The sequence below is a fragment of the Paenarthrobacter aurescens genome (assembly GCF_025421775.1).
GTDB lineage: Bacteria > Actinomycetota > Actinomycetes > Actinomycetales > Micrococcaceae > Arthrobacter > Arthrobacter aurescens_B.
This window is the reverse complement of the sequence record NZ_JAOEFX010000012.1, coordinates 86,578-106,318: the sequence shown is the minus strand read 5'-3', so window position 1 is coordinate 106,318 and position 19,741 is coordinate 86,578. Positions and strand designations below refer to the sequence as shown.

Sequence of the window (19,741 nt, the reverse complement as noted above, 5' to 3'; positions counted from 1 at the left end):
GCCTATAAACGCAAACTACCTGCCCATAAGCCGATCCCTCACCGGACGCCCCGAACTGCTGCGCACCGTCAGACGAACAACACCATGTCAGTAGTTGGGTCGAATCCAATCCGTGATTGGCAGGAACTCGGGCTTGATCCTCGGATCAAGCTGCACTCCAGTCTCTACTTCGGTCAGAATGATGATGGCTCCCATCACGGCCAGCTTCTCAATGATTCCTGTGGAGCGATTAGTTACGGCCGTGGCTCGGAATGCCGGGTCTTCTATGTGCTCAAATGTGATCAGTAACGACCGCTGGCCGACCTCCTGGATGAGCATCGGGTAGAAGCTTTCGCCGCGCCGGCCCCACATAAGAAGCGCTTCCGGATATAGCATCTGGACGGCCTTCGGCATACCGCGGGGGAATACAACTTCCAGCGAAGCCTCTCGATCCTGTAGGAGCCTTCCGCCTCCTGCCCACGACCTCCGTCCCTGGTCGTCGACCAGATGCCACTCTTCCGCTTTCGCATCAAGCTCGGCGACAAACTGATAGTGGCTCTGGCCGGACTGGCTGACGCCTTTTGCTCGCACGGAAGTATGCGTCCGCAAGGCCACGATCTCGTCCAGCACACTGTGGCTATCGGTCCGGCTGAGGACCACATCTAGGTTCATAACCCATCCTGATCACAGAACACCAGCAAAACAAACATTTAACCAACACGCCGGCATCCCGAGAGACGCCGCGTCGGCGATGCCCGTCCGGTGGAGGATCCTCTACCGGACGTCACGCTGGTCTCGACAAGCTGCCGTCAGGGCATCCGTTGCCTGAGGGCAAGGGCTACCTCATTCGCAGGTCCACAAATCTCAGGCGTAGACAGCTGAAAGAGTGCATCAGCTATGAAATCGTGCCCACTGGAATCCACCCCAATATCTTCGCGTCCCTGCACTTCCTCTGCCCAGACGGAGAGCTCATCTGCACCAATCCTCCCGGCCTCGAATTCGTCAAGTGCATGGCTGATGTCCCGAACCTCGACGGCCGCCAGGTCCTCCTGATAGGACCAAATAAAGGCGGCCAAACGAGCCAAGGACTCATTCAACGGGCACCGCAACTGGATGAGGTCATAGACGGCTTCCCGCCTATCAGCTTGTGACAGCATGTAGCTTCTTCCTTCCAAATGAGCGGCCCTCTACGCAACTTGTTGGAGTCTGTCACACCCGTCATTACGGGTGGCTTACCAAGTAACTAGGACCCACTCGCCGGGAAGGTCACCGTGGCTAAGAACTGCCAGCGCAATGCTACAAGCCTCCTGCACATCGGATCCCGTATACGACCACCACGGCACCTCGATGAACGTGCCGTCACTTTGGTAGTCCCTGATATCAAGCCCGAGGATTAATCGGCCTGAGCCTGCAAGTGCTTCGATCACGGCCGAGGCTTGGGAGGCCGGCCAACTTACTTCACCGTTCGGATCACACCGTGCTCCGCTTTGAAGATCTGGCTGAAGGAACGAAAGGTCAGTGACGGTCATAGCTGGATCATATGGGTTTCGCGCTCACGGGTTCTATCCCTGGACGCCCGCCCGTTAGACGGTCCCCCACAGGCCGCTCTTCGCTCGTGAGTAGCTCCCAACCAAATCCCCGTAACTCTGGAGCCCTTGGATTCCCGTAAGACCCGCCCGCAAAATTGCCCGGTGAAGGGGCCCTAAACGCTACACGTCCACGTTGAATGTAGCGGTGCTCTTCGACCAGGCCCTCTACCGTGTATGTTCACAGCAAATCTGTTGCGACGATGGTTGGAAGCCACCCGCCGTCATCTGTCCTTTAGTTTGCTGGCGTGGGCCAGTACGGACTCGGCTGTGGTCTCGGGGTCCGGCGTGGAAATCAGCCACGTGCGCTGGGGTGACTCCAGGACGATGGCCGGACCGCCGACCAGAAGCCCCCACGTCCGCCGGCCCAAGTAGCGGACGCCGAAGCCTTCTGTCATGGAACTGGACGGCGCAGGGGAGGCGTCAACAATGTCCTCCAGCGGAATCGTCTTGGAGTAGAACGGCCGGCATCCGACCACTAGGTTCTGGTCTGTCGCTTCAATGGTCACGCTTATTCGGAGTACCGAAACTGTCAGGAGCGCAATGACCGCAACCAGCCCTGTGCTCAGCAGAAGGACACCGCTGGGAATGGCGGTCACGATGATAAAGACGCACAGCAGGCCCACCACAGTTGCAATGACTTTCTGAGAGCCGCGGCTAATCCCAGCCTCCGAAATCATTGTTGGCGTTCTACTGCCGCTCAAGATCGCTCGTTTCGCTCAGTGAATTCCTCTGCGCACGTTTCGATTGCACCAACCGATCAACATATAGAACGGCCGCAACTACAACGAAACCGATCAGCAGGGCATAAATAAAGCCCAGAGGCCGCAGCAAAGCAACGTACGTCCCGAATCCGAACACGAAGACCAGCAGGCTGCGTCTGGTTTTGGCACTCATGAAATCCCCCCCCCAAAAAAACGCCGTTGTTGGCATGGGGCGAGCCTACCCGGCGGGCGGGAGGGAGCAAGTCAAACAGTCGAAATGCCAGAGGAACAGGTCCGAGGAGGCTCCCGCAAAGGAGCTGACCTCAGCAGGGGCACGCCAGCCTACCTGTCGGCAGGCTGGATCTGCATCATGAGCCCAAAGAGGTCCGGGAGGCCGTGTTCTTCACTGATTTGGCCGTCTACGAAGCGATAGATGTTCATTGCCTGCGCTTGTATAGCTTTACCGGTTGCCGCTATGCCCAGGAATTCTCCTTGGTGGGTGCCCCGTAGGGTGAATCGCGCGGCGACGGTGTTTCCTTCAATAACGGTCTCCTCCAGTGACCACTGGACGTCGGGAAAAGCTTGCCGCATGATCCCGATGATTTGGAGGTAGCCGCTTGGGCCCTGGACCGGCTCGGGCAGGAAGGGCACATGGAACGTGGCCGATGGTGAAATGATTTCATCACCAATCTGCTCGTCGGCTGTATTGATGAATTCAACAAAACGGTTCATGCGTTCACGAAGTTCTTCAGTCATTTGCTTGCTTCCTTCACTTAGCGGGTCAGCTGGAACGCTCGGCTTCAGCCATCGGACTGACATGTCGGAGACGTCTCAGCAGTTCCATCAGTTCCTCAGCGCTCTGATGGCTCAGCGCCGGAGCAAACCGCAGTTCCAGTTCGGCGTCAACCGTCTTCCGGGCACGTTCCAGGATGGTGCGCCCTTCGGCCGTGAGCTCGATGAGGGAGGACCTGCGATCATCCGGATTGTTTCTCCGACGGCAATAACCGGACTTTGCGATCCGGTCAATGAGCTTGCTGGTTCCTCCGACTGAAATCGCAAGAGCCGTGGCCACGTCCAAAACCCGGCATGCCCCCAATCGGTCAATGACAGCCATCGGTTCAAATCTGCTCATCGGGAGGCCGTGCTCTTTGCGCAGAAGGCTATCGAGTCCGTCCCAGAGCTCAGTTTCCAATCGGATCAGCTCGCTAAATAGGGGGTATAGCGAACCGGTTTCGATGCCCTTGCTCATAGCGGGAAGCCTAACATTTAGTTTCTATGGAACCTAGTTCCATGGAATGCTCATGGCTTCGCTCCCTGCGACCACCCGGTTCAGCTGGGCAAACACCTGCTCCGGACTCCCTCCAGCATCCACCACCACAAAGTCGTCAAACTCGGGCAGCGAACGGTATGCGGCGCGGAAAGCCTCAAGGTCAACCAAGGTTTCGTTGTCAGTCCCGCGTGCCGTGACCCGTTGGTGGGCAAGGCGGGGATCGACGTCGAAATGGACGGAGAGGTCCGGCGCTGGGAGCTTTCCCAGCAACCATGGAAGCAGCCGGCCGCGGCCTAAACCGTTGGCCTGACGCAGTGCGAGCTGGCAGTGCAGGTGACGGTCCATCACCACCAGGCCGTCGAACTTGTGAGCGCGCGCATGATTGACCAGCACGTTGAACAGCCGGACTGTGGTCTCGATAAAGTCGGCCACGCGTGGCGGCAAGATCCAGCCAAACCGCTCGGACAACAGCGACAACCGCCGACGGGCAGCGTGGTTGGCGAGCAGCAGGGCATTCCGCCCGTCAGCGCGGGCCGAATCGACCAAGGCGCGGGCCGCTGTCGTTTTTCCTGAACCGTCAATTCCTGTCAGAACAATGAGCATGAGGCCTCCCCTCGTTTCCTTTCCAACGAAGGGAGGTGCCGACTTGTGCCGTGATGCGGCGTGAGTCAGCCCACAGGCCGCCACGTGAACCGGGGGTGCTTGCGGTTCAGGAACGCCTTGATGCCGATCTCCATGTCCGGACTGTCGGGCATGGCCGACCACGCCGCCGCCCACTCCTGGTCAATGACCGCGAGGCCGGAACCGGCTTCAGTAAGGTCCATCAGCCGCTTCATCGAATGCATGGAGAACTGCGAACGGCTCCGGAGCGTATTGATCAGTGCTGCGCACTTCTCCTCAAAGAATTCGGAAGGCACGACGTCGGCCACCAGGCCAAGCGCGCGCGCTTCGGCAGCGCTGAACGTCCGTCCGGTGAGGAGGATGTACTTTGCGTTGGCATGGCCCACCAGCCGGACAAGCCGTTCCATGCCGGGCCGGGGGTAGATGATGCCGATCTTGGCCGGAGTCAGTCCGATCACCGCGCGCTCGTTGGCGATGATGAAGTCACAGGCAGCCGCGATCTGCCAGCCACCACCCATGCAGGCACCGTCCACCAGGGCCACCGTCGGCTTCGAAAGGGAACCGAGGGCGGCATCGGCGCGGCTGAGGTGGTCCACCGAGGAACCGTCGGGTTGCGGGTCCAGGAGGACGGATGCGAGTTCGCTGATGGAAGCACCGGCGCAGAAGGTGTCCCCGGCGCCGCGGAGCACAACAACGGCAACGTCCGGATCTGCCTCCAGTCGCGGCATTATTTCCTGGATTTCCGTGCACATGGCCCGGGTCAGGGCGTTGCGTTGTGCGGGATTGCAGATTTCCACGGTTGCCACGCCATCAGCGATGGAAACAGCCATGTGGCCGGCCTTGACTTCAGAGACGGTGGTCACCGCTGCGCTCCAATCTTTGCCGAACCGCACACAACGCGACCCTCGCGCTCAAGCCGGGTAACGTCGTCGTGCGTCATCCCAAACTCCATCAGTACGTCCGCGGTGTGCTCGCCAAGAAGCGGTGGTGGTGACAGGATCTCGCTTGGCTCGCCGTTGAAGCTCAACGGCCCCCGCAGGAGCGGGAGGTCGGATCCGTCGCGTCGTTGCTGGTGCTGAACGAGTCCCAGCGCGGCAACCTGCTCCGACGCAAGAGCCTGGGCGTAGTCGTAGATGGGCCCGCAGGGGATTCCGGCCTGGCTGATCAGCGGAACCCACTCGGCCGCGGACTTCGAAGTCAGTGCCGTTTCGATGAGCTTCGTCAGCTGATCCCTGTTGTCGGAACGATCCGCGCCGGTGACGAAGCGCGGATCCTCTAAAGCCGACGGAACACCGAGCAGCCCGCAGAAAGCGCGCCACTGCTTGTCGCTGCCCACCGCAATGTTGATCGATTCCGTGGCAGTAGCGAACATGCCGTAGGGCGCGATCACGGGATGGTTGTTGCCTTGCGGTGTGGGGGCGTCGCCGAGGCTTAGTGCCTTCTGCCCTTGGAAAGCGGACAGGTTCAGGGCGGTCTCCAGCAAGGAGGTGGACACACGGCTGGGTCGTTCGCCGTTCCGGGCTCCCAAGAGCGCTGAAACGATGCCGAACGCACAGACCATTCCGGAGGTGATGTCCACGATGGGGACGCCCACACGATAGGCCGAACCAGGCCCGGGACCCGTGACGGACATCAGCCCGGACATTCCCTGGATCACCTGGTCCAGTCCGGCATCGTCCTTGAGGGGACCGGTGTTGCCGAAACCGGTGACGGATCCCACCACGAGTCCCGGATTCAGCTCCTCCAGCCGTGGTGCAGAAAACCCCATCTTGTCCAACGTGCCGGGCTTGAAGTTCTCTACAAGGACGTCGGCTTCGGCTATCAGGCTGGAGAGAATCCCGCGTCCCTCTGTTGAGTAGAAATCAATGCACACGGACGCCTTGTTGCGGTTGACGGAGTCGAAATAGAGGCTGTGACCATTCTGGAACGGGGGCCACTGGCGGGCAGTATCACCCCCGTTAACGCTTTCAACTTTGATGATCCTGGCGCCCATGTCGGCCAGGAGCGCGGTGCAGTAGGGGCCGGCGAGGGCTCGGCTGAGGTCGATCACGGTGATTCCGCGAAGTGGCTTGAGCATGGTGGGCACCTTTCGTGCGTGGGACAAATTAGAGACTGGACGGGAGAACAAGGGCGCCAACAAGGAGGAGGGGCCTGCCACCACCATGGAGAGCCCCCAGCGTGTGAGGAGCTTGGTGACGCGGGGACGTTCATCGGCTTCGACGGTGGCCACGAATGTGGCGCCCACGGTGGAGAACGGCGAGACGTCAACAATCGAAGAGCACACGCCCAGCGCCGCGATGACTGCCCACCCGGCAATGTCTCCGGAGGCCACCAAGGGAAGGGCCAGCGGCACCAGCGCCGCGAGCATCCCGGTGGTGGAAGCGAACGCGGACACCAGGCCGCCGATCGCGCAGATCACCAGCGCGGCCAGCAACGGAGTCCCGACGGCGCCGGCTGCCTCGCCGAGCAAGGCCACCGCACCCATGGTCTGAAGAACTCCGACGAACGTGATGATCCCGCCTACCAGCAGGACGGTGGACCAGTCGATCTTGGTGACCGCCGATTTGCCGGATTGTGGATCGCAGAGCGTGAGGACCGAGGCGAACGCGAAGCATAGGACGCCGATGTCAGGGTTGGCGCCGAGGACGGACATGAGGATGACGGTGAGGACCAGCCCGGCCATGCAGAGCACCGTGATGACCTGGTTGCGGTTGAGCTGGGGGCTCGACGCCGTTGCCTCCACGGGAGGCTCGCCGCCTTCCAGGACCTGAACGGTTTGGGCGGCCGCTTTCTGTCCCCGGGCTATGTTGCCTTCGCGCTCAAAAGGGTGCGACGGCGTCGGGCGGCTTGCGCTGAAGCGTGGCACGTTGGTGCCGAAACCGTCAGTTGTGCGTGTGTTGAGCAGCTTGAATCCGCCGAACAGTGCGTAGGCCGCAGCCAAAAGCAGGAAGTTTGTCCCCAGCGCAACGCCGAAGAGGACCAGCGGATCAAGGTCGATTCCTGCCGCCCTGGCTGTGCCGTAGGTGACGATGCCGAACAAGCTGGTGGGTGCGAATCCTCCTGCGCTGAGGCCGGAGCCGATGGCAATGCCCATGAGCATGCGGTCGATCCCGTATCTCTTGGCCAGCGGCATTCCGATGGGTGCCATGACCAGGCCTGCAAGTGGCGAGCCCATGGCCGAGATGCCGATGGTGAGTGCAAAGAAGGCAACGGGAAGGAAGAAGGCCCTGTCACCAACTTTGGTGATGGCCATTTCGATGATGCGGTCGATGGTCCCGTTGGCCTGCGCGATTGCGAAGAAGTAGGTCACACCGACAAGCAGGACAAGGATTCCGATGGGGAAGCCTGCCACCACCTTGTCGATGGTCATTCCGGCCATCCAGACCCCCACGCCGGCTGCCGCTGCGAACATGAGCACTCCAATGTGCACTTTGCGCAGGGTGGCCAGGACGAAGACGCCTACAAAGATGGCGAGGGCCAGTATCTGTAATTCCATAAGCCCGAACTCCAATCAAACTACATTGGTTCACTGGATGAACCGTCGGTTCATTTTGGGAAGTCGCCTGTAATGTAGGGCACTGGGAGTAGTCGGTCAAGCGGGAGGGTAGATGAGTACGCAGAGCGTGGTCACGGCCATCAGGGTGCTGGAAGCAGTTTCGGACAATCAGCCCGCTGGCTTGTCCGAGCTAAGCCGCGAGGTGGATGTACCCAAAGCGACAGTCCTGCGCATGCTCAGGACACTCGGTGAGTTGGGGTGGGTTTCGCAGTCCGAAGCCCAGGCCGGCAAATGGGTCCTCACCAACCACGCGTTCGCCGTGGCCAGCCGTGGAAGCAGCGGCTCAGTGATCCGCGATGCCGCCATGGGCCCTCTCAACGCACTGCAGCTGGACACCACGGAAACAGTTCACCTGGCGGTTCCGGACCGCGGATACATGCTCATCATCGAGCGACTCGACACCCCGCATGTCCTCCGGGCGTTCCTCCCCCTGGGGTCCAGGCTCCCCATGCATGCCTCCTCCACGGGAATCGCCTATCTATCGGCTGCCGATGAGCCTTTCGTGGACGAGTATTTGGCCGGACCGCTCGAGGCGTTGACGCCGCAAACCGTGGTAGATCCCGCGCAGCTCCGCGCGATGATCGTGGATACGCGGACGCGTGGATACTCCATCAATGAGCAAGGGCTCAGCACCGGAATCACCTCGATTGGCGTGCCGCTGCTGGGGGTGGGCGGTGTCGCGGCGGGTTCCATCTCCATTTCCGGGCCTTCGAGCAGAATCGTGCCCGCCAAGTATCAGGAATATGGCGAGGCTGCGGCGGGGACTGCACTGGAGATCAGCCGGGCGCTAGGAGCGTTTTCAGCGAAGGCGTACTAAGTTTCCTGCCCAAATCACTTCGCCGCAACCCAAAGGGTGCTTATCATGATGCTGTGAACGTGCTCCGCCCGGCAACGGTCCGTTTGAACCTTTTCTGGGTGGGTACGTAAGAGATATGGAGATGAATTTCTCCGATCGGTGCCCGTTGGCATGGGTGGCGCCCCATTTATGGGGTGTCAGCGGACGCCTTCCTGAATAGACATCATTTATTGAAGGGATGCGTAGCTCAATGAACACACTCCTAATAATCGCCGGCGTAATCGCGATCATCTTGCTGCTTGTCGGTGGATTCAACCAAGCCCTTAGCTTCCTGCTGTGGGTGGGAATTATCCTGCTGGTGCTGGCCCTTATTGGTTGGGTGGTTGGCAGAGGCCGGTCGTCCCGCGTATGACAACTGATCCCAACGAGGTTGCGGGCTTTGCCCAGGTTCGTGATGGAACCACCACTCCTGGGCATCCCATTCCAAGGGATCCACATGAGCCCGGCACTGGTGGCCAGGTTCCGGTGGGTGACGCAGCTCCGGAAGGTCCGGAAGATGCTGTTGACGCAGGTCCCAGCGAGTCTGCGAATCCACCCGGACCCGCAGAAGAGAAAGATGGGAAAACCGCTGACAACCGCGGTTTGACCACTGAGACCAACCCCACTGACTGAGTGCGGGCGGAGCGGTCGCGGGCGGGGAGCATCCCGGCTCGCGGCCGCTTTTCTTTGCCCTATCGCCCTTTCGTCAGTATGCTTACTAATAGCTGGGGTTTTTAGCGGTCTAGCGATTGGGGTAGTGATGCGAATCGGGTCAATTATCGGTCTTATTGTCATCGTGTGGCTCATTATTGGGGCTGTTGCCGCCGGTCAGCGGGGTTACTTCACCACTCCGCCGGCGCAGTGCTCACAGTTTGCGACCATTGCGTTGAATATCGTCGCGGGCCCCCTGAATTACACCGGCCTGGATCCTCAGGGTGGATGTGAAATCCCGCAGCCATCGTGATTTTCGGGAGATCCACGCCGAACAGTAACGCTTATCTTCGCAAATTGCTAAGATTACTGATTGATTTCGTCCGGGCATGGACACGCCCCCAGCTGCACTTATAGGTTCGAAGAACTCCATAAACACGTTCACCGCATCGGAAAGGACAGGTCACATGGACAAGCAGAATGCCACACCGGAAGAGGAAGTGGGAGGCTACGGCACTCCCACCGCAGAGCAGGAAGCCGGGGGAGGCCAGGCGCAGCCCCGCGTGGAAGAAGACCTCTCCGAGGCTGGATTGAGCCAAGACAGCCCCGACGGCGAAACTTATGCCACCGGCGCACCGAACCTCAGCCATCTGGATCCGGAGAATTCGGACAGCGCAGGAGAGCCGGGTGCGGGCCGGTTCGGTGGGACGGAAGAGCAGGCACACGCGGAGCAGTCCTTGCAGCCGGAAGGCAGCGATACTGACTTGCCGGACGGAAGCGGCAACGACCTTCCCCAGGAAGAGTCTCCCAACGACGATGACGAAGAAAGTTTCGACGCCGGCTAAGAGCTTTGGCTGGCGCGCTTTGACTGGCGCGCCACTGGTTAAGCAGCCAGCTGGCTGGCGCGCCTCCCCACCAACGCGTAAGCACCCGAGACACGATCGAAGGAGCAGAATCCATGGCAACGGTCAATAAATCAATCGAAGTAGATGTCCCCGTATCTGTCGCCTACAACCAGTGGACGCAGTTCGAGACTTTCCCCGAATTTATGAACGGCGTGGAAGCGGTGGAGCAGATCGATGAAACGGCACTTCACTTCTCCACCAACGTGGGCGGTGTGAAGCGCGAATACAACGCCCAGATCGTGGAGCAGGTCCCTGACACCCTGGTCAGCTGGGCCAGCGTGGATGGTCCCCGCAATGGGGGCACCGTAAGCTTCGAATCCCTCGATCCAATCAGGACCCGGATCAACGTCGAGATCGTCTGGGAACCTGAGAGCCTTACGGAAAAGGCGGGTTCAGCTCTGGGCGTGGACAGCATGCGGGTTGGTGCAGACCTGGACAAGTTCAAGAAGTTCATGGAAGCCCAGGGGCATGCGACGGGTGCGTGGCGAGGCACTGTGTCCGGCGGCGATGTTGATGACACGGGCGAGTCCACCCGGCCCCGGTCCATCGGCATCTAGCGCCAGGACCCGGTCTGATTCACACTGGATGCAGCACCATTAAATAGCTCGAACGAGGGTCGGCCATCACCAGGGCCGGCCCTCGTGGCATACCCGACAGAGGAGTCCTGACAGCCATGGCAACGTCCAGCAACGTGGAAGCTGAGCGGAAATTCGACGTCGAAGCGTCCACTCCGATCCCCACGCTCCACAGCATCGACGGAATTGGCCGCGTAGGCGAACCGGCAAGCCATAGCCTTGAGGCCATCTACTTCGATACACGCCAACTGGCGCTGGCCGCCCGCGGAATCACTCTGCGCCGCCGCACCGGAGGCCCCGACGCCGGCTGGCACCTCAAACTGCCCCTCAGCCCTGGCAAGCGGACCGAAATACAGGCGCCGCTGGGCAGCGCGGACACCGTTCCGGTGGAACTCATGGACCGTGTGCTCGCCTATACCCGCGGGCACGCAGTGGCTGCAATTGCCACGCTCAGGACAGAACGCACCAGCTACGCCCTGTACAGCAGCAGTGGCGAACGCGTGGCCGACTTCGTGGATGACCACGTTCGCGCCCACGTTGCCGTCGATGAACCCAAGGAACTCCAGTGGAGGGAGTGGGAGGTGGAGCTGTCTGCGCAGAACGGCGACGATGATGCCCTGCTGGACAGTGTGGCCGGACAGCTCTCAAAAGCAGGAGCGACGCCCAGCGAACGAACGTCCAAACTGGCTACCGCCTTGGGTGAGTCGATGCCTGCACTCAAGGGACAGGGCAGCGAAGAGGCCAGCGAAAAGGGTTCAGCCGCGGTCCCCGTGCTCAATTACTTGAACACCCAGGTGGCGGATTTGCTGCTTCAGGACGCTCACGTTAGGTTGGGCCGGGACGATTCAGTTCATCAAATGCGATCGTTGATTCGCCGTATCCGATCCGTGCTGCACTCATACCGGAAGCTCTTCAAGCCAGTAGCCGTCCGGGACCTTGAGAGCGAGCTGAAATCCCTGGCCAAGACCCTGGGCCGGTACCGGGATACTGAAGTCCTGCATCATCGCCTCCGAAACGATCTTGATGAACTGCCGGGAAAGCTGGTCCTTGGTCCGCTCCACGACCAGCTCGATCAGCGCATGGCAGTCAGAACGGATGCTGCGATGTCGGCCATCAAGAACCGACTGAACAGCCCCCGCTACTTCCGGCTGCTGGATGAGTTGGAGGCCTTCATCGGCACCCCGCCCCTAACGCCGACGGGAACATCAGGGGCCAGGAAGACCACCGCGAAGCTCGTCAACAAAGCTGCCAAACGCTTGGGCAAACGTCATGACGCCGCGGTGGGTGCCGCCGTCGGGCCCCAGCGCGATACGGCCTTTCACGAAGTCCGGAAGTCCGCCAAGAAGCTCCGGTTTGCTGCCGCGGCCGCGGAGGGCATCCATGGCAAGCGCGCCGCGAAACTGGGGGACGCGGCCCATAAGGTTCAGTCGATCCTGGGCGAGCATCAAGACAGTGTGATGGCGCGCGCTGAACTGCTGAAGCTTGGCTCGGCGACGGACGCAGGCAACAGCGCTTTCACCTACGGTGTCCTGCACGCAATGGAACGCAGTGCGGCCGACGCCTCGGAGCAGGAGTACCTGCAAAACGGTACGAAAGCGAGGAAACTGCGGCTCAAGAAATGAAAGGTTCCGACGCCGGTGCAACAGGGCGTCGGAACCTTGCACTGTGGTGCGCCTACTTTTTGAGGAAGCCCAGCAATGCGTCGTTGATCTCCGCGGCGTGCGTCCACAGCAGGCCGTGCGGGGCGCCCTCGATTTCCTGGTACTCGGCGCTGGGCAAGGCGTCCTTGAAGCGTCGGCCGGTGGCATCGATGGGCAGGATGTTGTCAGCCGTGCCGTGGACGATCAAGGCCGGCACATCGATCTTGGGGATGTCGGCCCGGAAGTCCGTGAGCCACGTGGGTTGGGCGGCCACCGACGCGAAAGCGCCGGACTTGCTGGCGAGGTTCCAGCTGGCGTCCACTGCTTCCTGGCTGAGGCGTTCGGTGCCCAGGAAGGTGTCGCTGTTGTAGAAGTTCTTGAAGAATTCGGTGAAGAAGGCGTAGCGGTCTGCTGTGACTGCGGCGGCAAGCCCGTCGAACACGTCCTGCGGCACGCCGTCGGGGTTGTCATCGGTCTTCAAGAGGAAAGGTTCCAGCGATCCGAGGAAGACTGCCTTGGCAACGCGGGCCGAGCCGTAGGTGCTGATGTAGCGCGCAACTTCGCCGGTGCCCATGGAGAAGCCCACCAGGACGGCGTCGTTCAGGTCCAAGGTGTCCAGGACGGTCTTGAGGTCTGCGGCAAAGGTGTCGTAGTCATAGCCCGCAGTGGGCTGGCTGGATTTCCCGAAACCGCGGCGATCGTACGTAATGACGCGGTAGCCGGCATCCAACAACGCAGCGGTCTGCTTCTCCCAGGATGAACCATCCAACGGGTAGCCGTGGATCAGGACAACCGCCTGGCCTGTTCCGTGATCCTCGTAGTAGAGCTCGATCTCAGTGCTGTTTTCGTTTCCGACGGTGATGTAAGCCAAAACTCAAGTCCCTTCGATGCGGTTCAACACGAACGTTTCCAGCCTACTGTCCTGCTGCGACGCCGGCACTGGCCCTGTCGTGGTGTTGACGGGACGTAGCCACAGCGTCCATGTTGTCCTCCGCCCATTCCTTCATGTCGAAGATGATCGGGAGGAGCGACCGGCCCCGGCGCGTGAGTTCATAGTCCGTCCGGACCGGAACCGACGCGGTGACCTCCCTGTCGATCAGACCGTCCCGTTCCAAGGAGCGGAGCGTGGACGTGAGCATTTTCTGGCTTGCCCCCGGGATGAGTCGCCGCAGCTCACTGTGGCGTTGCGGTCCATCCTCCAAGGCGAGCAGTACAAGCGTCACCCATTTGCTGCTGATGGCCTCCAACAATTGGCGTGCCGGGCAGAGTTCCAAGGAAGCGTTGTAGTGATCCTGCGCTTTCCGACGGTTCTGTTCAGCCGTAAGTGTCATGACCTCATCATTGCAGGAACGTGGAGGTGCCCTGGGCACAACAAAGTGCGTTCTTACGCTGTGTGAAGTACCCGGGTGAGGATCGATGAGGGGTCACAGCGTCCCCCCGCATGAAAGGAAGAAAATGCCCTCCATCCTCCACATCAACGCCTCACCCCGCTACGCCAGCAGCGATTCGCTGCGGTTGGCCCGGCACTTCATTGACTCGGTTCAGACTGCGGCTTCGGAGACGTTCGAACTGGAAACCCTGAACCTGTTCGACGACGGCGCGTTGCCGGCTTTCGGACGGACAGCTGCGGCCGCCAAGATGGCTGTCTTCACCGGACAGGACCAGACTCCGGACCAGATTGCGGCGTGGGAATCAGCCCGCGCAGTCTTCAACCAGTTTGCAGCCGCAGACGCCTACGTCTTCAACATTCCCCTGTGGAACTCCGGTGTTCCTTATGCCCTGAAGCAATGGATCGACATCGTCACCCAGCCGGGCTGGAGCTTCGGGTTCGACGCCGAAACGGGCTACACCGGACTCATGGAGGGCAAGCAAGCGCTGGTCATCCATACCAGCGGGGTCTATTCTCCCGGCGCTTCGCCGGCCTTCGGCTCCGACTTCGGCAGCACCTACGTTGCCGACTGGTTGAACTTTGTAGGCATTGAAGATGCCACCCACGTCCGCTTCGCACCCACCGTCCTCAATGCGGACGTCGATGGCACACGCCGTACTGCCGAGAATGAACTCAGCGACGCCGCACTCCTGTTCGCGGGGAAACTCCAAGCCGCGGCGAAGCTGCAGTTCGCCACCGACTAGGGGGATTACGTCGGCGCATGGTTCAAGTCCAGCGGCAACTTTACCGGCAATCCTCTAGTTGCCCGCAGCAACCAGACGTAAACTGGCCTTCGGTTCACAACCCTTGGTTCGGAGTCCGCATGCTGTGGAAGGTACTTGTCCGGTTCCTGCGGCCGCATCAGCGGCTGCTGATCGCCGTCGTCGTTTTCCAGCTGGCGCAGTCCATCGCGTCGCTGTACCTGCCGACGCTGAACGCCGACATTATTGACAACGGTGTCGCCACCGGGGACACCGACTACATCCTGCGCATGGGCGGGCTGATGCTGCTCATTACCTTGCTGCAGATCGCGTGTGCCGTGGTTGCGGTGTACTTCGGCGCGAAGGCCTCGATGGGGATGGGCCGCGACCTCCGTGACGCGATCTTCAGCCGGGTGGGCGAGTTCTCGGAGCAGGAGGTCACCAGGTTTGGAGCGCCATCGCTGATCACCCGGTCCACCAACGATGTCCAGCAGGTGCAGCAGCTGGTCCTCATGTCCTGCACGCTGATGGTCGCTGCACCCATGCTGAGCATCGGCGGCGTGATCATGGCCGTACGGCAGGACGCCCAATTGTCCTGGCTGATCGCGGTGTGCGTTCCGGTTCTGCTGGTGGCTGTTGGGTTGATTGTGACCCGGATGGTGCCGCTGTTCCGCAAGATGCAGGTCCGGATCGACGCCGTGAACCGTGTCCTCCGCGAGCAGCTCACCGGTATTCGCGTGGTGCGGGCCTTCGTCCGCGAGGACATGGAGGCCGCCAGGTTCGGTAAAGCGAACGACGACGTCACTGACGTTGCGCTGCGGGCCGGCCGTTTGATGGCGCTCATGTTCCCTGTGGTCATGTTGGTGATGAACGTTTCCAGCGTGGCGGTCATCTGGTTCGGATCCTTCAGGATCGAGGACGGCTCCATGCAGGTGGGCACGCTGATTGCCTTCCTTAGCTACCTGATGCAGATTCTCATGTCCGTCATGATGGCAACGTTCATGGCCGTGATGATCCCGCGCGCATCCGTTTCTGCCGACCGCATCGGCGAGGTGCTGGAAACAGACTCAAGCGTCCAGCCGCCGTCGAACCCTGTCACGGGCGGCATCCGCCGCGGCGAACTGGAAATGCGCGACGTCGGATTCGCCTACCCTGGGGCCGAGCAGCCGGTACTGGGCGGCGTCACGTTCACAGCGCGCGCCGGGCAAACCACCGCGATCATCGGCAGCACCGGCGCTGGAAAAACCACGCTGGTCAACCTCATGCCACGGCTGTTCGACGCCACCAGCGGATCCGTGCGGATGGACGGCGTGGACGTCCGTGACCTGCACCCGGATTTGCTGTGGGGGCACATCGGCCTGGTGCCACAGCGGCCGTACCTGTTCTCTGGCACGGTCCGCAGCAACCTCCAGTACGGCAAGCCCGACGCCACCGAGGACGAATTGTGGCAAGCCCTGCGTGTGGCACAGGCAGACGACTTCGTGCGGGAAATGGAGGGCGGTCTGGATGCCGCGATCTCGCAGGGTGGCACCAACGTTTCCGGCGGGCAGCGGCAGAGGCTCGCCATTGCGCGGGCGCTGGTGAAACAGCCCGGGCTCTACATCTTCGACGACTCCTTCTCCTCCCTCGACACCGCCACCGACGCCAGGCTCCGGCAGGCCCTGAAACGCCACACCAACGGGGCCACACTGGTCATCATTGCGCAGCGCGTGTCCAGCATCGCGGATGCGGACCAGATCTTAGTGCTCGACGACGGCAGGATCGTGGGGCAGGGAACGCACGACGAGTTGTTGGAGACTTCCGAAACCTACAGGGAGATCGTGTCTTCACAACTCGCGGCGGAGGAGGCGGCATGAGTGCGGTATCAGCTGGTCCCCGTGGTCCTCAGCGGCCAGCGATGGGACCTGGCCGCGGTGGGCCGTTCGCCGGGATGAACATCCCCGCCGAGAAGGCGTCGAACTTCGGCCCTTCGGCCCGGAGGCTCCTGGGAACCTTGCAGCCGGAGCGATTCTGGCTGATTTTTGTGCTGGTCTTCGCTGTGGTCAGTGTCGCCCTGTCCGTGATCGGGCCAAGGCTGCTGGGCGAAGGCACCAACCTGATCTTCGCCGGCGTCGTCTCCAAACAGCTGCCCGCAGGCGCTTCCAAATCAGACGTCATCGCCGGCCTGCGCGCATCAGGTGAGGACAGCAAGGCCGACATGCTCAGTGCCATGACACTGACGCCAGGCGTCGGAATCGACTTCGCTGCGCTGTCCTCCGTGCTGCTGTGGGCGCTGGCCCTGTATGTCCTGGCCTCAGCGTTCGGCTGGATGCAGGCCTACGTGCTCAACGGCGTCGTTCAACGGACCGTCTACCGCCTGCGCGAGCGGATCGAAGCGAAAATCCACCGGCTTCCCCTGCGCTATTTCGACTCCATACAGCGAGGTGAGCTGCTGAGCCGGGTAACCAACGACGTGGACAACATCTCCCAAAGCCTGCAGCAATCCATCAGCCAGGTTGTCTCCTCCTTGCTGACCGTGTTGGGCGTGCTGGTGATGATGTTCCTGCTCTCGCCCCTGCTTGCATTGATTGCCCTGGTGACAATCCCGCTGACCTTGGGAACCACGCTCCTGATCGCCAAGCGCTCCCAGAAACTGTTCGTGGCGCAGTGGAAGAACACCGGTGAGCTCAACGGCCAGATCGAGGAAAGCTACACGGGACATGCGCTGGTGAAGGTGTTCGGGCGGCAGAACGAGGTGCAGGAGAAGTTCCGGGCGAAGAACGGTGAGCTGTACCAGGCCAGCTTCGGTGCACAGTTTGTGAGCGGGCTGATCATGCCGGCCATGACGTTCATCGGCAACCTGGTCTATGTGGGAATCGCGGTGGTGGGCGGCCTGCAGGTGGCCTCCGGCTCCATGCAGTTGGGCGACGTCCAAGCGTTCATCCAGTACTCGCGGCAATTCACCATGCCGCTGGCACAGCTCGGATCCATGGCCAACATGTTGCAATCCGGCGTTGCGTCCGCCGAGCGCGTGTTTGATTTGCTGGATGAGGAGGAAGAGTCGGCTGAGCCCGCGGCTTCTGGTGCTGGTCCTTCCCGCGGACGGCTCGTGTTCGAGAACGTGTCCTTCCGGTACACGCCGGACAAGCCGCTGATCACGGACCTCAGCTTGGTCGCTGAACCCGGGCAGAGCATCGCCATCGTTGGGCCCACAGGTGCAGGTAAGACCACACTGGTGAACCTGATGATGCGCTTCTACGAGCTGGACGCCGGTCGGATAACGCTCGACGGCGTGGACATTGCCTCGCTCTCGCGGCAGGAGCTGCGCTCGCGGATGGGAATGGTCCTCCAGGACACCTGGCTGTTCGGCGGGACCATCCGCGACAACATCGCGTACGGGCGGCCAACTGCTTCCGAAGCTGAAATACAGGAGGCGGCGCAGGCAACCTATGTGGACCGGTTCGTGAAGTCGCTTCCGGAAGGCTACGACACACTGCTCGACGACGAAGGCGGCAATGTCTCGGCGGGTGAGAAGCAGCTGCTCACGATTGCCCGGGCGTTCCTGTCCCGGCCATCGGTGCTGATCCTGGACGAGGCGACCAGCTCCGTGGACACCCGGACCGAGGTGTTGGTGCAGAAAGCCATGAACGCCTTGCGCTCGGACCGGACCAGCTTTGTCATCGCCCACAGGCTCTCCACTATCCGGGACGCCGACCTCATCCTGGTGATGGAGGCCGGACAGATCGTGGAGCAGGGGACACACTCGGAGCTGCTGGCCGCTGGTGGGGCATACTCCAGGCTGTACGAGGCGCAGTTCGCGGCGCCGGTGGCTGAGGTCTGAGCCTGGCGCAGCCGTCTCGTCCAGCCATACGTTCCCGCGGTTGGAAGCGGGTTCAGGACAGGATCACATCGCTCGGCAGTGTCTTCTGCATGGTCAGCGGGACGGAGCGTCAACGTCCCGAACCTGATCTGTAAGGCATCATGCCTACGGCAACCGTGATGGCCGTAGCACGTTCGCGTCGCCAGCTTTAGTCCGGTCGAGCGGCACGGGGCTGATCAACACGGCCGGTCCGCGATGCAGCACGCCGCCGGAAACGGCCTGGCATCGGACGCCGCCTCGCCCACGCATGGCCTTGTGGGCACCTGGAGCCAGCATTTCGTCCATCCAGGCGCAGGGATGAGCTGGCCGACCGCCCTTGAGATGCACCACGTCGCCACCGGACTCAAGGGTGAATTCATGGCCCAGCAGCGGGGCAAGCTCAGCTCCCCGAAGCACCACGTTCCGCCGGGTCAGAAGAGGATCAAATGGCCCAGTCCCGAGTTCGGCCGCGATGGACTCCAGGGCCTCCACAGCGAACAACGTCACAGCCGCATCCATATGCGCGGCCTTGCCAAAGAACCTGTCGCCAACAATTCCTTTGCCCGCAACCACATCCGCCTGGTCCGCATCCGTTGTAGGGACATCCGCGGCTCCTTCCCGGGCGCGGCCAAAGTAGGCGTGGGCCGGCGACACTAAAAGGTGCAGAACCTCGACGTCGTACCTGTACTCGGTGGTCATCCCTCAACGCTAGCCCCAGCTGGGAGGGAGCGCAGGCCATTGCCCCGACATGTAAAGCGTGCTTTACTTCGCTTATGAGTAAAGCTTCCTTTACATCCAGGCGGGTGCCGGTGCACCACTACGTCCTGGCGATCATTCTCGGCGCCATCCTGACCATCGCGGTTTCCGTCCTGGTTGGAGCCTCTAATCCCGACGATTTCTGGCTCGCCGCAGGGATTGGTGCTCTTTGCGCCGCCTACCCTGCCTTGTCGCTCGGCGCCCGGGTCTTCGTCTCGAACAACACCGTCATCCGAGACGCCCACGGAGAGCAGAGTGTCGAGGTGCAGTGGATGCGCCAAGCCGGAGCCGGAGCGTTCCTCGATGTACTGGTGGCCACCATCGTTGTTGCCGTGGTGCTGGCCATCGGCCGGTTTCAGATCGAAGCACTCCCGGTCCTGCTGGGGCTCGTAGGGCTTAGTGCGCTGGATGCCGGCCTGCGCTACCTGGCCATTCGCCACCGTGCGCTGAAGTGAAGAACAACATTGCCGAGCGTCGGGCAGGCCGTAGCTGGACCCAAGCGGATTTGGCTGGCGCACTGGGGGTTTCGCGGCAGACGGTCATCTCCATCGAACGGGAGAAGTTTGATCCTTCGCTGCCCCTGGCGTTCCTCATTGCACGCACGTTCGACTGCACAATAGAAGAGATCTTCACTGCGGAGTGACACCCTGTGTCCCACACCGCAGCGCCCTGGGCACGGCGAAGATACAGTGGCA

Annotated in this window: 23 protein-coding genes; 11 read left to right on the top strand and 12 right to left on the bottom strand. The window is 61.5% G+C overall.

Annotated features, from left to right (window positions below; all coding sequences use genetic code 11):
• Window positions 1-87: 87 nt before the first annotated feature.
• The 9 genes from N7568_RS21570 to N7568_RS21530 form a co-directional block, all read right to left on the bottom strand.
• The gene (locus N7568_RS21570; RefSeq protein ID WP_261611800.1) at window positions 88-651 is read right to left on the bottom strand and encodes a hypothetical protein; all 564 of its coding nucleotides are present in this window, start codon (window positions 649-651) and stop codon (window positions 88-90) included.
• 137 nt (window positions 652-788) lie between these two features.
• Window positions 789-1,136, bottom strand: coding sequence for a hypothetical protein (locus N7568_RS21565; protein WP_261611799.1), 348 nt, complete (start codon window positions 1,134-1,136; stop codon window positions 789-791).
• A 653-nt stretch (window positions 1,137-1,789) separates the two neighbouring features.
• A complete protein-coding gene (locus tag N7568_RS21560; protein ID WP_261611798.1) occupies window positions 1,790-2,245 on the bottom strand; it encodes a hypothetical protein in 456 nt (151 codons plus the stop codon).
• Window positions 2,246-2,255: 10 nt separating this feature from the next.
• Window positions 2,256-2,498, bottom strand: coding sequence for a hypothetical protein (locus N7568_RS21555; RefSeq protein ID WP_261611797.1), 243 nt, complete (start codon window positions 2,496-2,498; stop codon window positions 2,256-2,258).
• Window positions 2,499-2,611: 113 nt separating this feature from the next.
• Window positions 2,612-3,025 carry an ester cyclase gene (locus tag N7568_RS21550; RefSeq protein ID WP_261611796.1) on the bottom strand — a complete coding sequence of 138 codons (414 nt, stop codon included), beginning with the start codon at window positions 3,023-3,025 and terminating at the stop codon, window positions 2,612-2,614.
• A 25-nt stretch (window positions 3,026-3,050) separates the two neighbouring features.
• The gene (locus N7568_RS21545) at window positions 3,051-3,401 is read right to left on the bottom strand and encodes a MarR family winged helix-turn-helix transcriptional regulator (RefSeq protein WP_261611795.1); all 351 of its coding nucleotides are present in this window, start codon (window positions 3,399-3,401) and stop codon (window positions 3,051-3,053) included.
• A gap of 150 nt (window positions 3,402-3,551) precedes the next feature.
• On the bottom strand, window positions 3,552-4,142 hold the full coding sequence (locus tag N7568_RS21540) for a dTMP kinase (RefSeq protein WP_261611794.1): 591 nt from the start codon (window positions 4,140-4,142) through the stop codon (window positions 3,552-3,554).
• Window positions 4,143-4,207: 65 nt separating this feature from the next.
• Complete coding sequence (locus tag N7568_RS21535; protein WP_261611793.1) at window positions 4,208-5,023, bottom strand: enoyl-CoA hydratase/isomerase family protein; 816 nt, start codon at window positions 5,021-5,023, stop codon at window positions 4,208-4,210.
• Window positions 5,020-7,656 carry an SLC13 family permease gene (locus tag N7568_RS21530; RefSeq protein WP_261611792.1) on the bottom strand — a complete coding sequence of 879 codons (2,637 nt, stop codon included), beginning with the start codon at window positions 7,654-7,656 and terminating at the stop codon, window positions 5,020-5,022. The genes N7568_RS21535 and N7568_RS21530 overlap by 4 nt, the downstream gene beginning before the upstream one ends.
• A gap of 112 nt (window positions 7,657-7,768) precedes the next feature.
• Here N7568_RS21530 and N7568_RS21525 point away from each other — a divergent pair, with 112 nt between their 5' ends.
• From N7568_RS21525 to N7568_RS21500, 6 genes are all read left to right on the top strand, one after another.
• Complete coding sequence (locus N7568_RS21525; protein WP_261611791.1) at window positions 7,769-8,533, top strand: IclR family transcriptional regulator; 765 nt, start codon at window positions 7,769-7,771, stop codon at window positions 8,531-8,533.
• Window positions 8,534-8,762: 229 nt separating this feature from the next.
• A complete protein-coding gene (locus N7568_RS21520) occupies window positions 8,763-8,924 on the top strand; it encodes a hypothetical protein (protein WP_167510445.1) in 162 nt (53 codons plus the stop codon).
• Entirely contained in the window at window positions 8,921-9,184 is a 264-nt protein-coding gene (locus tag N7568_RS21515) for a hypothetical protein (protein ID WP_261611790.1), read from the top strand. The genes N7568_RS21520 and N7568_RS21515 overlap by 4 nt, the downstream gene beginning before the upstream one ends.
• Window positions 9,185-9,591: 407 nt before the next feature.
• Window positions 9,592-10,047 carry a hypothetical protein gene (locus tag N7568_RS21510; protein WP_261611789.1) on the top strand — a complete coding sequence of 152 codons (456 nt, stop codon included), beginning with the start codon at window positions 9,592-9,594 and terminating at the stop codon, window positions 10,045-10,047.
• A 113-nt stretch (window positions 10,048-10,160) separates the two neighbouring features.
• The gene (locus N7568_RS21505; RefSeq protein WP_261611788.1) at window positions 10,161-10,664 is read left to right on the top strand and encodes an SRPBCC family protein; all 504 of its coding nucleotides are present in this window, start codon (window positions 10,161-10,163) and stop codon (window positions 10,662-10,664) included.
• 116 nt (window positions 10,665-10,780) lie between these two features.
• Complete coding sequence (locus tag N7568_RS21500; protein ID WP_261611787.1) at window positions 10,781-12,304, top strand: CYTH and CHAD domain-containing protein; 1,524 nt, start codon at window positions 10,781-10,783, stop codon at window positions 12,302-12,304.
• A 52-nt stretch (window positions 12,305-12,356) separates the two neighbouring features.
• On the opposite strand, the gene N7568_RS21495 is transcribed toward N7568_RS21500, so the two are convergent.
• On the bottom strand, window positions 12,357-13,193 hold the full coding sequence (locus tag N7568_RS21495) for an alpha/beta fold hydrolase (protein ID WP_261611786.1): 837 nt from the start codon (window positions 13,191-13,193) through the stop codon (window positions 12,357-12,359).
• A gap of 43 nt (window positions 13,194-13,236) precedes the next feature.
• Window positions 13,237-13,653 (bottom strand): winged helix-turn-helix transcriptional regulator, encoded by a 417-nt coding sequence (locus tag N7568_RS21490; RefSeq protein WP_261611785.1) that lies wholly within the window; start codon window positions 13,651-13,653, stop codon window positions 13,237-13,239.
• Window positions 13,654-13,777: 124 nt separating this feature from the next.
• On the opposite strand from N7568_RS21490, the gene N7568_RS21485 reads away from it, so the two are divergent.
• The 3 genes from N7568_RS21485 (at window position 13,778) to N7568_RS21475 (ending at window position 18,272) form a co-directional block, all read left to right on the top strand.
• Window positions 13,778-14,455 (top strand): FMN-dependent NADH-azoreductase, encoded by a 678-nt coding sequence (locus tag N7568_RS21485; RefSeq protein ID WP_261611784.1) that lies wholly within the window; start codon window positions 13,778-13,780, stop codon window positions 14,453-14,455.
• 119 nt (window positions 14,456-14,574) lie between these two features.
• On the top strand, window positions 14,575-16,308 hold the full coding sequence (locus N7568_RS21480; RefSeq protein ID WP_261611783.1) for an ABC transporter ATP-binding protein: 1,734 nt from the start codon (window positions 14,575-14,577) through the stop codon (window positions 16,306-16,308).
• A complete protein-coding gene (locus N7568_RS21475; RefSeq protein ID WP_306423139.1) occupies window positions 16,305-18,272 on the top strand; it encodes an ABC transporter ATP-binding protein in 1,968 nt (655 codons plus the stop codon). The genes N7568_RS21480 and N7568_RS21475 overlap by 4 nt, the downstream gene beginning before the upstream one ends.
• 144 nt (window positions 18,273-18,416) lie before the next feature.
• Here the strand turns inward: N7568_RS21475 and N7568_RS21470 are convergent, their stop codons facing one another.
• Window positions 18,417-18,989, bottom strand: coding sequence for an MOSC domain-containing protein (locus N7568_RS21470; protein ID WP_261611782.1), 573 nt, complete (start codon window positions 18,987-18,989; stop codon window positions 18,417-18,419).
• Between the two features lie 74 nt (window positions 18,990-19,063).
• Between N7568_RS21470 and N7568_RS21465 the strand changes: the two genes are divergently transcribed.
• Window positions 19,064-19,501 (top strand): hypothetical protein, encoded by a 438-nt coding sequence (locus tag N7568_RS21465; RefSeq protein WP_261611781.1) that lies wholly within the window; start codon window positions 19,064-19,066, stop codon window positions 19,499-19,501.
• Window positions 19,498-19,689, top strand: a complete 192-nt coding sequence (locus N7568_RS21460; protein WP_261611780.1) for a helix-turn-helix transcriptional regulator — start codon at window positions 19,498-19,500, stop codon at window positions 19,687-19,689. The genes N7568_RS21465 and N7568_RS21460 overlap by 4 nt, the downstream gene beginning before the upstream one ends.
• Window positions 19,690-19,741 lie beyond the last annotated feature (52 nt).

Bases quoted from the DNA above. Each gene is read 5' to 3' on its own strand.
- N7568_RS21570 (WP_261611800.1), bottom strand. From the start codon at position 651: ATGAACCTAGATGTGGTCCTCAGCCGGACCGATAGCCACAGTGTGCTG.
- N7568_RS21565 (WP_261611799.1), bottom strand. From the start codon at position 1,136: ATGCTGTCACAAGCTGATAGGCGGGAAGCCGTCTATGACCTCATCCAG.
- N7568_RS21560 (WP_261611798.1), bottom strand. From the start codon at position 2,245: ATGATTTCGGAGGCTGGGATTAGCCGCGGCTCTCAGAAAGTCATTGCA.
- N7568_RS21555 (WP_261611797.1), bottom strand. From the start codon at position 2,498: ATGCCAACAACGGCGTTTTTTTGGGGGGGGGATTTCATGAGTGCCAAA.
- N7568_RS21550 (WP_261611796.1), bottom strand. From the start codon at position 3,025: ATGACTGAAGAACTTCGTGAACGCATGAACCGTTTTGTTGAATTCATC.
- N7568_RS21545 (WP_261611795.1), bottom strand. From the start codon at position 3,401: ATGAGCAGATTTGAACCGATGGCTGTCATTGACCGATTGGGGGCATGC.
- N7568_RS21540 (WP_261611794.1), bottom strand. From the start codon at position 4,142: ATGCTCATTGTTCTGACAGGAATTGACGGTTCAGGAAAAACGACAGCG.
- N7568_RS21530 (WP_261611792.1), bottom strand. From the start codon at position 7,656: ATGGAATTACAGATACTGGCCCTCGCCATCTTTGTAGGCGTCTTCGTC.
- N7568_RS21525 (WP_261611791.1), top strand. From the start codon at position 7,769: ATGAGTACGCAGAGCGTGGTCACGGCCATCAGGGTGCTGGAAGCAGTT.
- N7568_RS21520 (WP_167510445.1), top strand. From the start codon at position 8,763: ATGAACACACTCCTAATAATCGCCGGCGTAATCGCGATCATCTTGCTG.
- N7568_RS21515 (WP_261611790.1), top strand. From the start codon at position 8,921: ATGACAACTGATCCCAACGAGGTTGCGGGCTTTGCCCAGGTTCGTGAT.
- N7568_RS21510 (WP_261611789.1), top strand. From the start codon at position 9,592: ATGGACACGCCCCCAGCTGCACTTATAGGTTCGAAGAACTCCATAAAC.
- N7568_RS21505 (WP_261611788.1), top strand. From the start codon at position 10,161: ATGGCAACGGTCAATAAATCAATCGAAGTAGATGTCCCCGTATCTGTC.
- N7568_RS21500 (WP_261611787.1), top strand. From the start codon at position 10,781: ATGGCAACGTCCAGCAACGTGGAAGCTGAGCGGAAATTCGACGTCGAA.
- N7568_RS21490 (WP_261611785.1), bottom strand. From the start codon at position 13,653: ATGACACTTACGGCTGAACAGAACCGTCGGAAAGCGCAGGATCACTAC.
- N7568_RS21485 (WP_261611784.1), top strand. From the start codon at position 13,778: ATGCCCTCCATCCTCCACATCAACGCCTCACCCCGCTACGCCAGCAGC.
- N7568_RS21480 (WP_261611783.1), top strand. From the start codon at position 14,575: ATGCTGTGGAAGGTACTTGTCCGGTTCCTGCGGCCGCATCAGCGGCTG.
- N7568_RS21475 (WP_306423139.1), top strand. From the start codon at position 16,305: ATGAGTGCGGTATCAGCTGGTCCCCGTGGTCCTCAGCGGCCAGCGATG.
- N7568_RS21470 (WP_261611782.1), bottom strand. From the start codon at position 18,989: ATGACCACCGAGTACAGGTACGACGTCGAGGTTCTGCACCTTTTAGTG.
- N7568_RS21465 (WP_261611781.1), top strand. From the start codon at position 19,064: ATGAGTAAAGCTTCCTTTACATCCAGGCGGGTGCCGGTGCACCACTAC.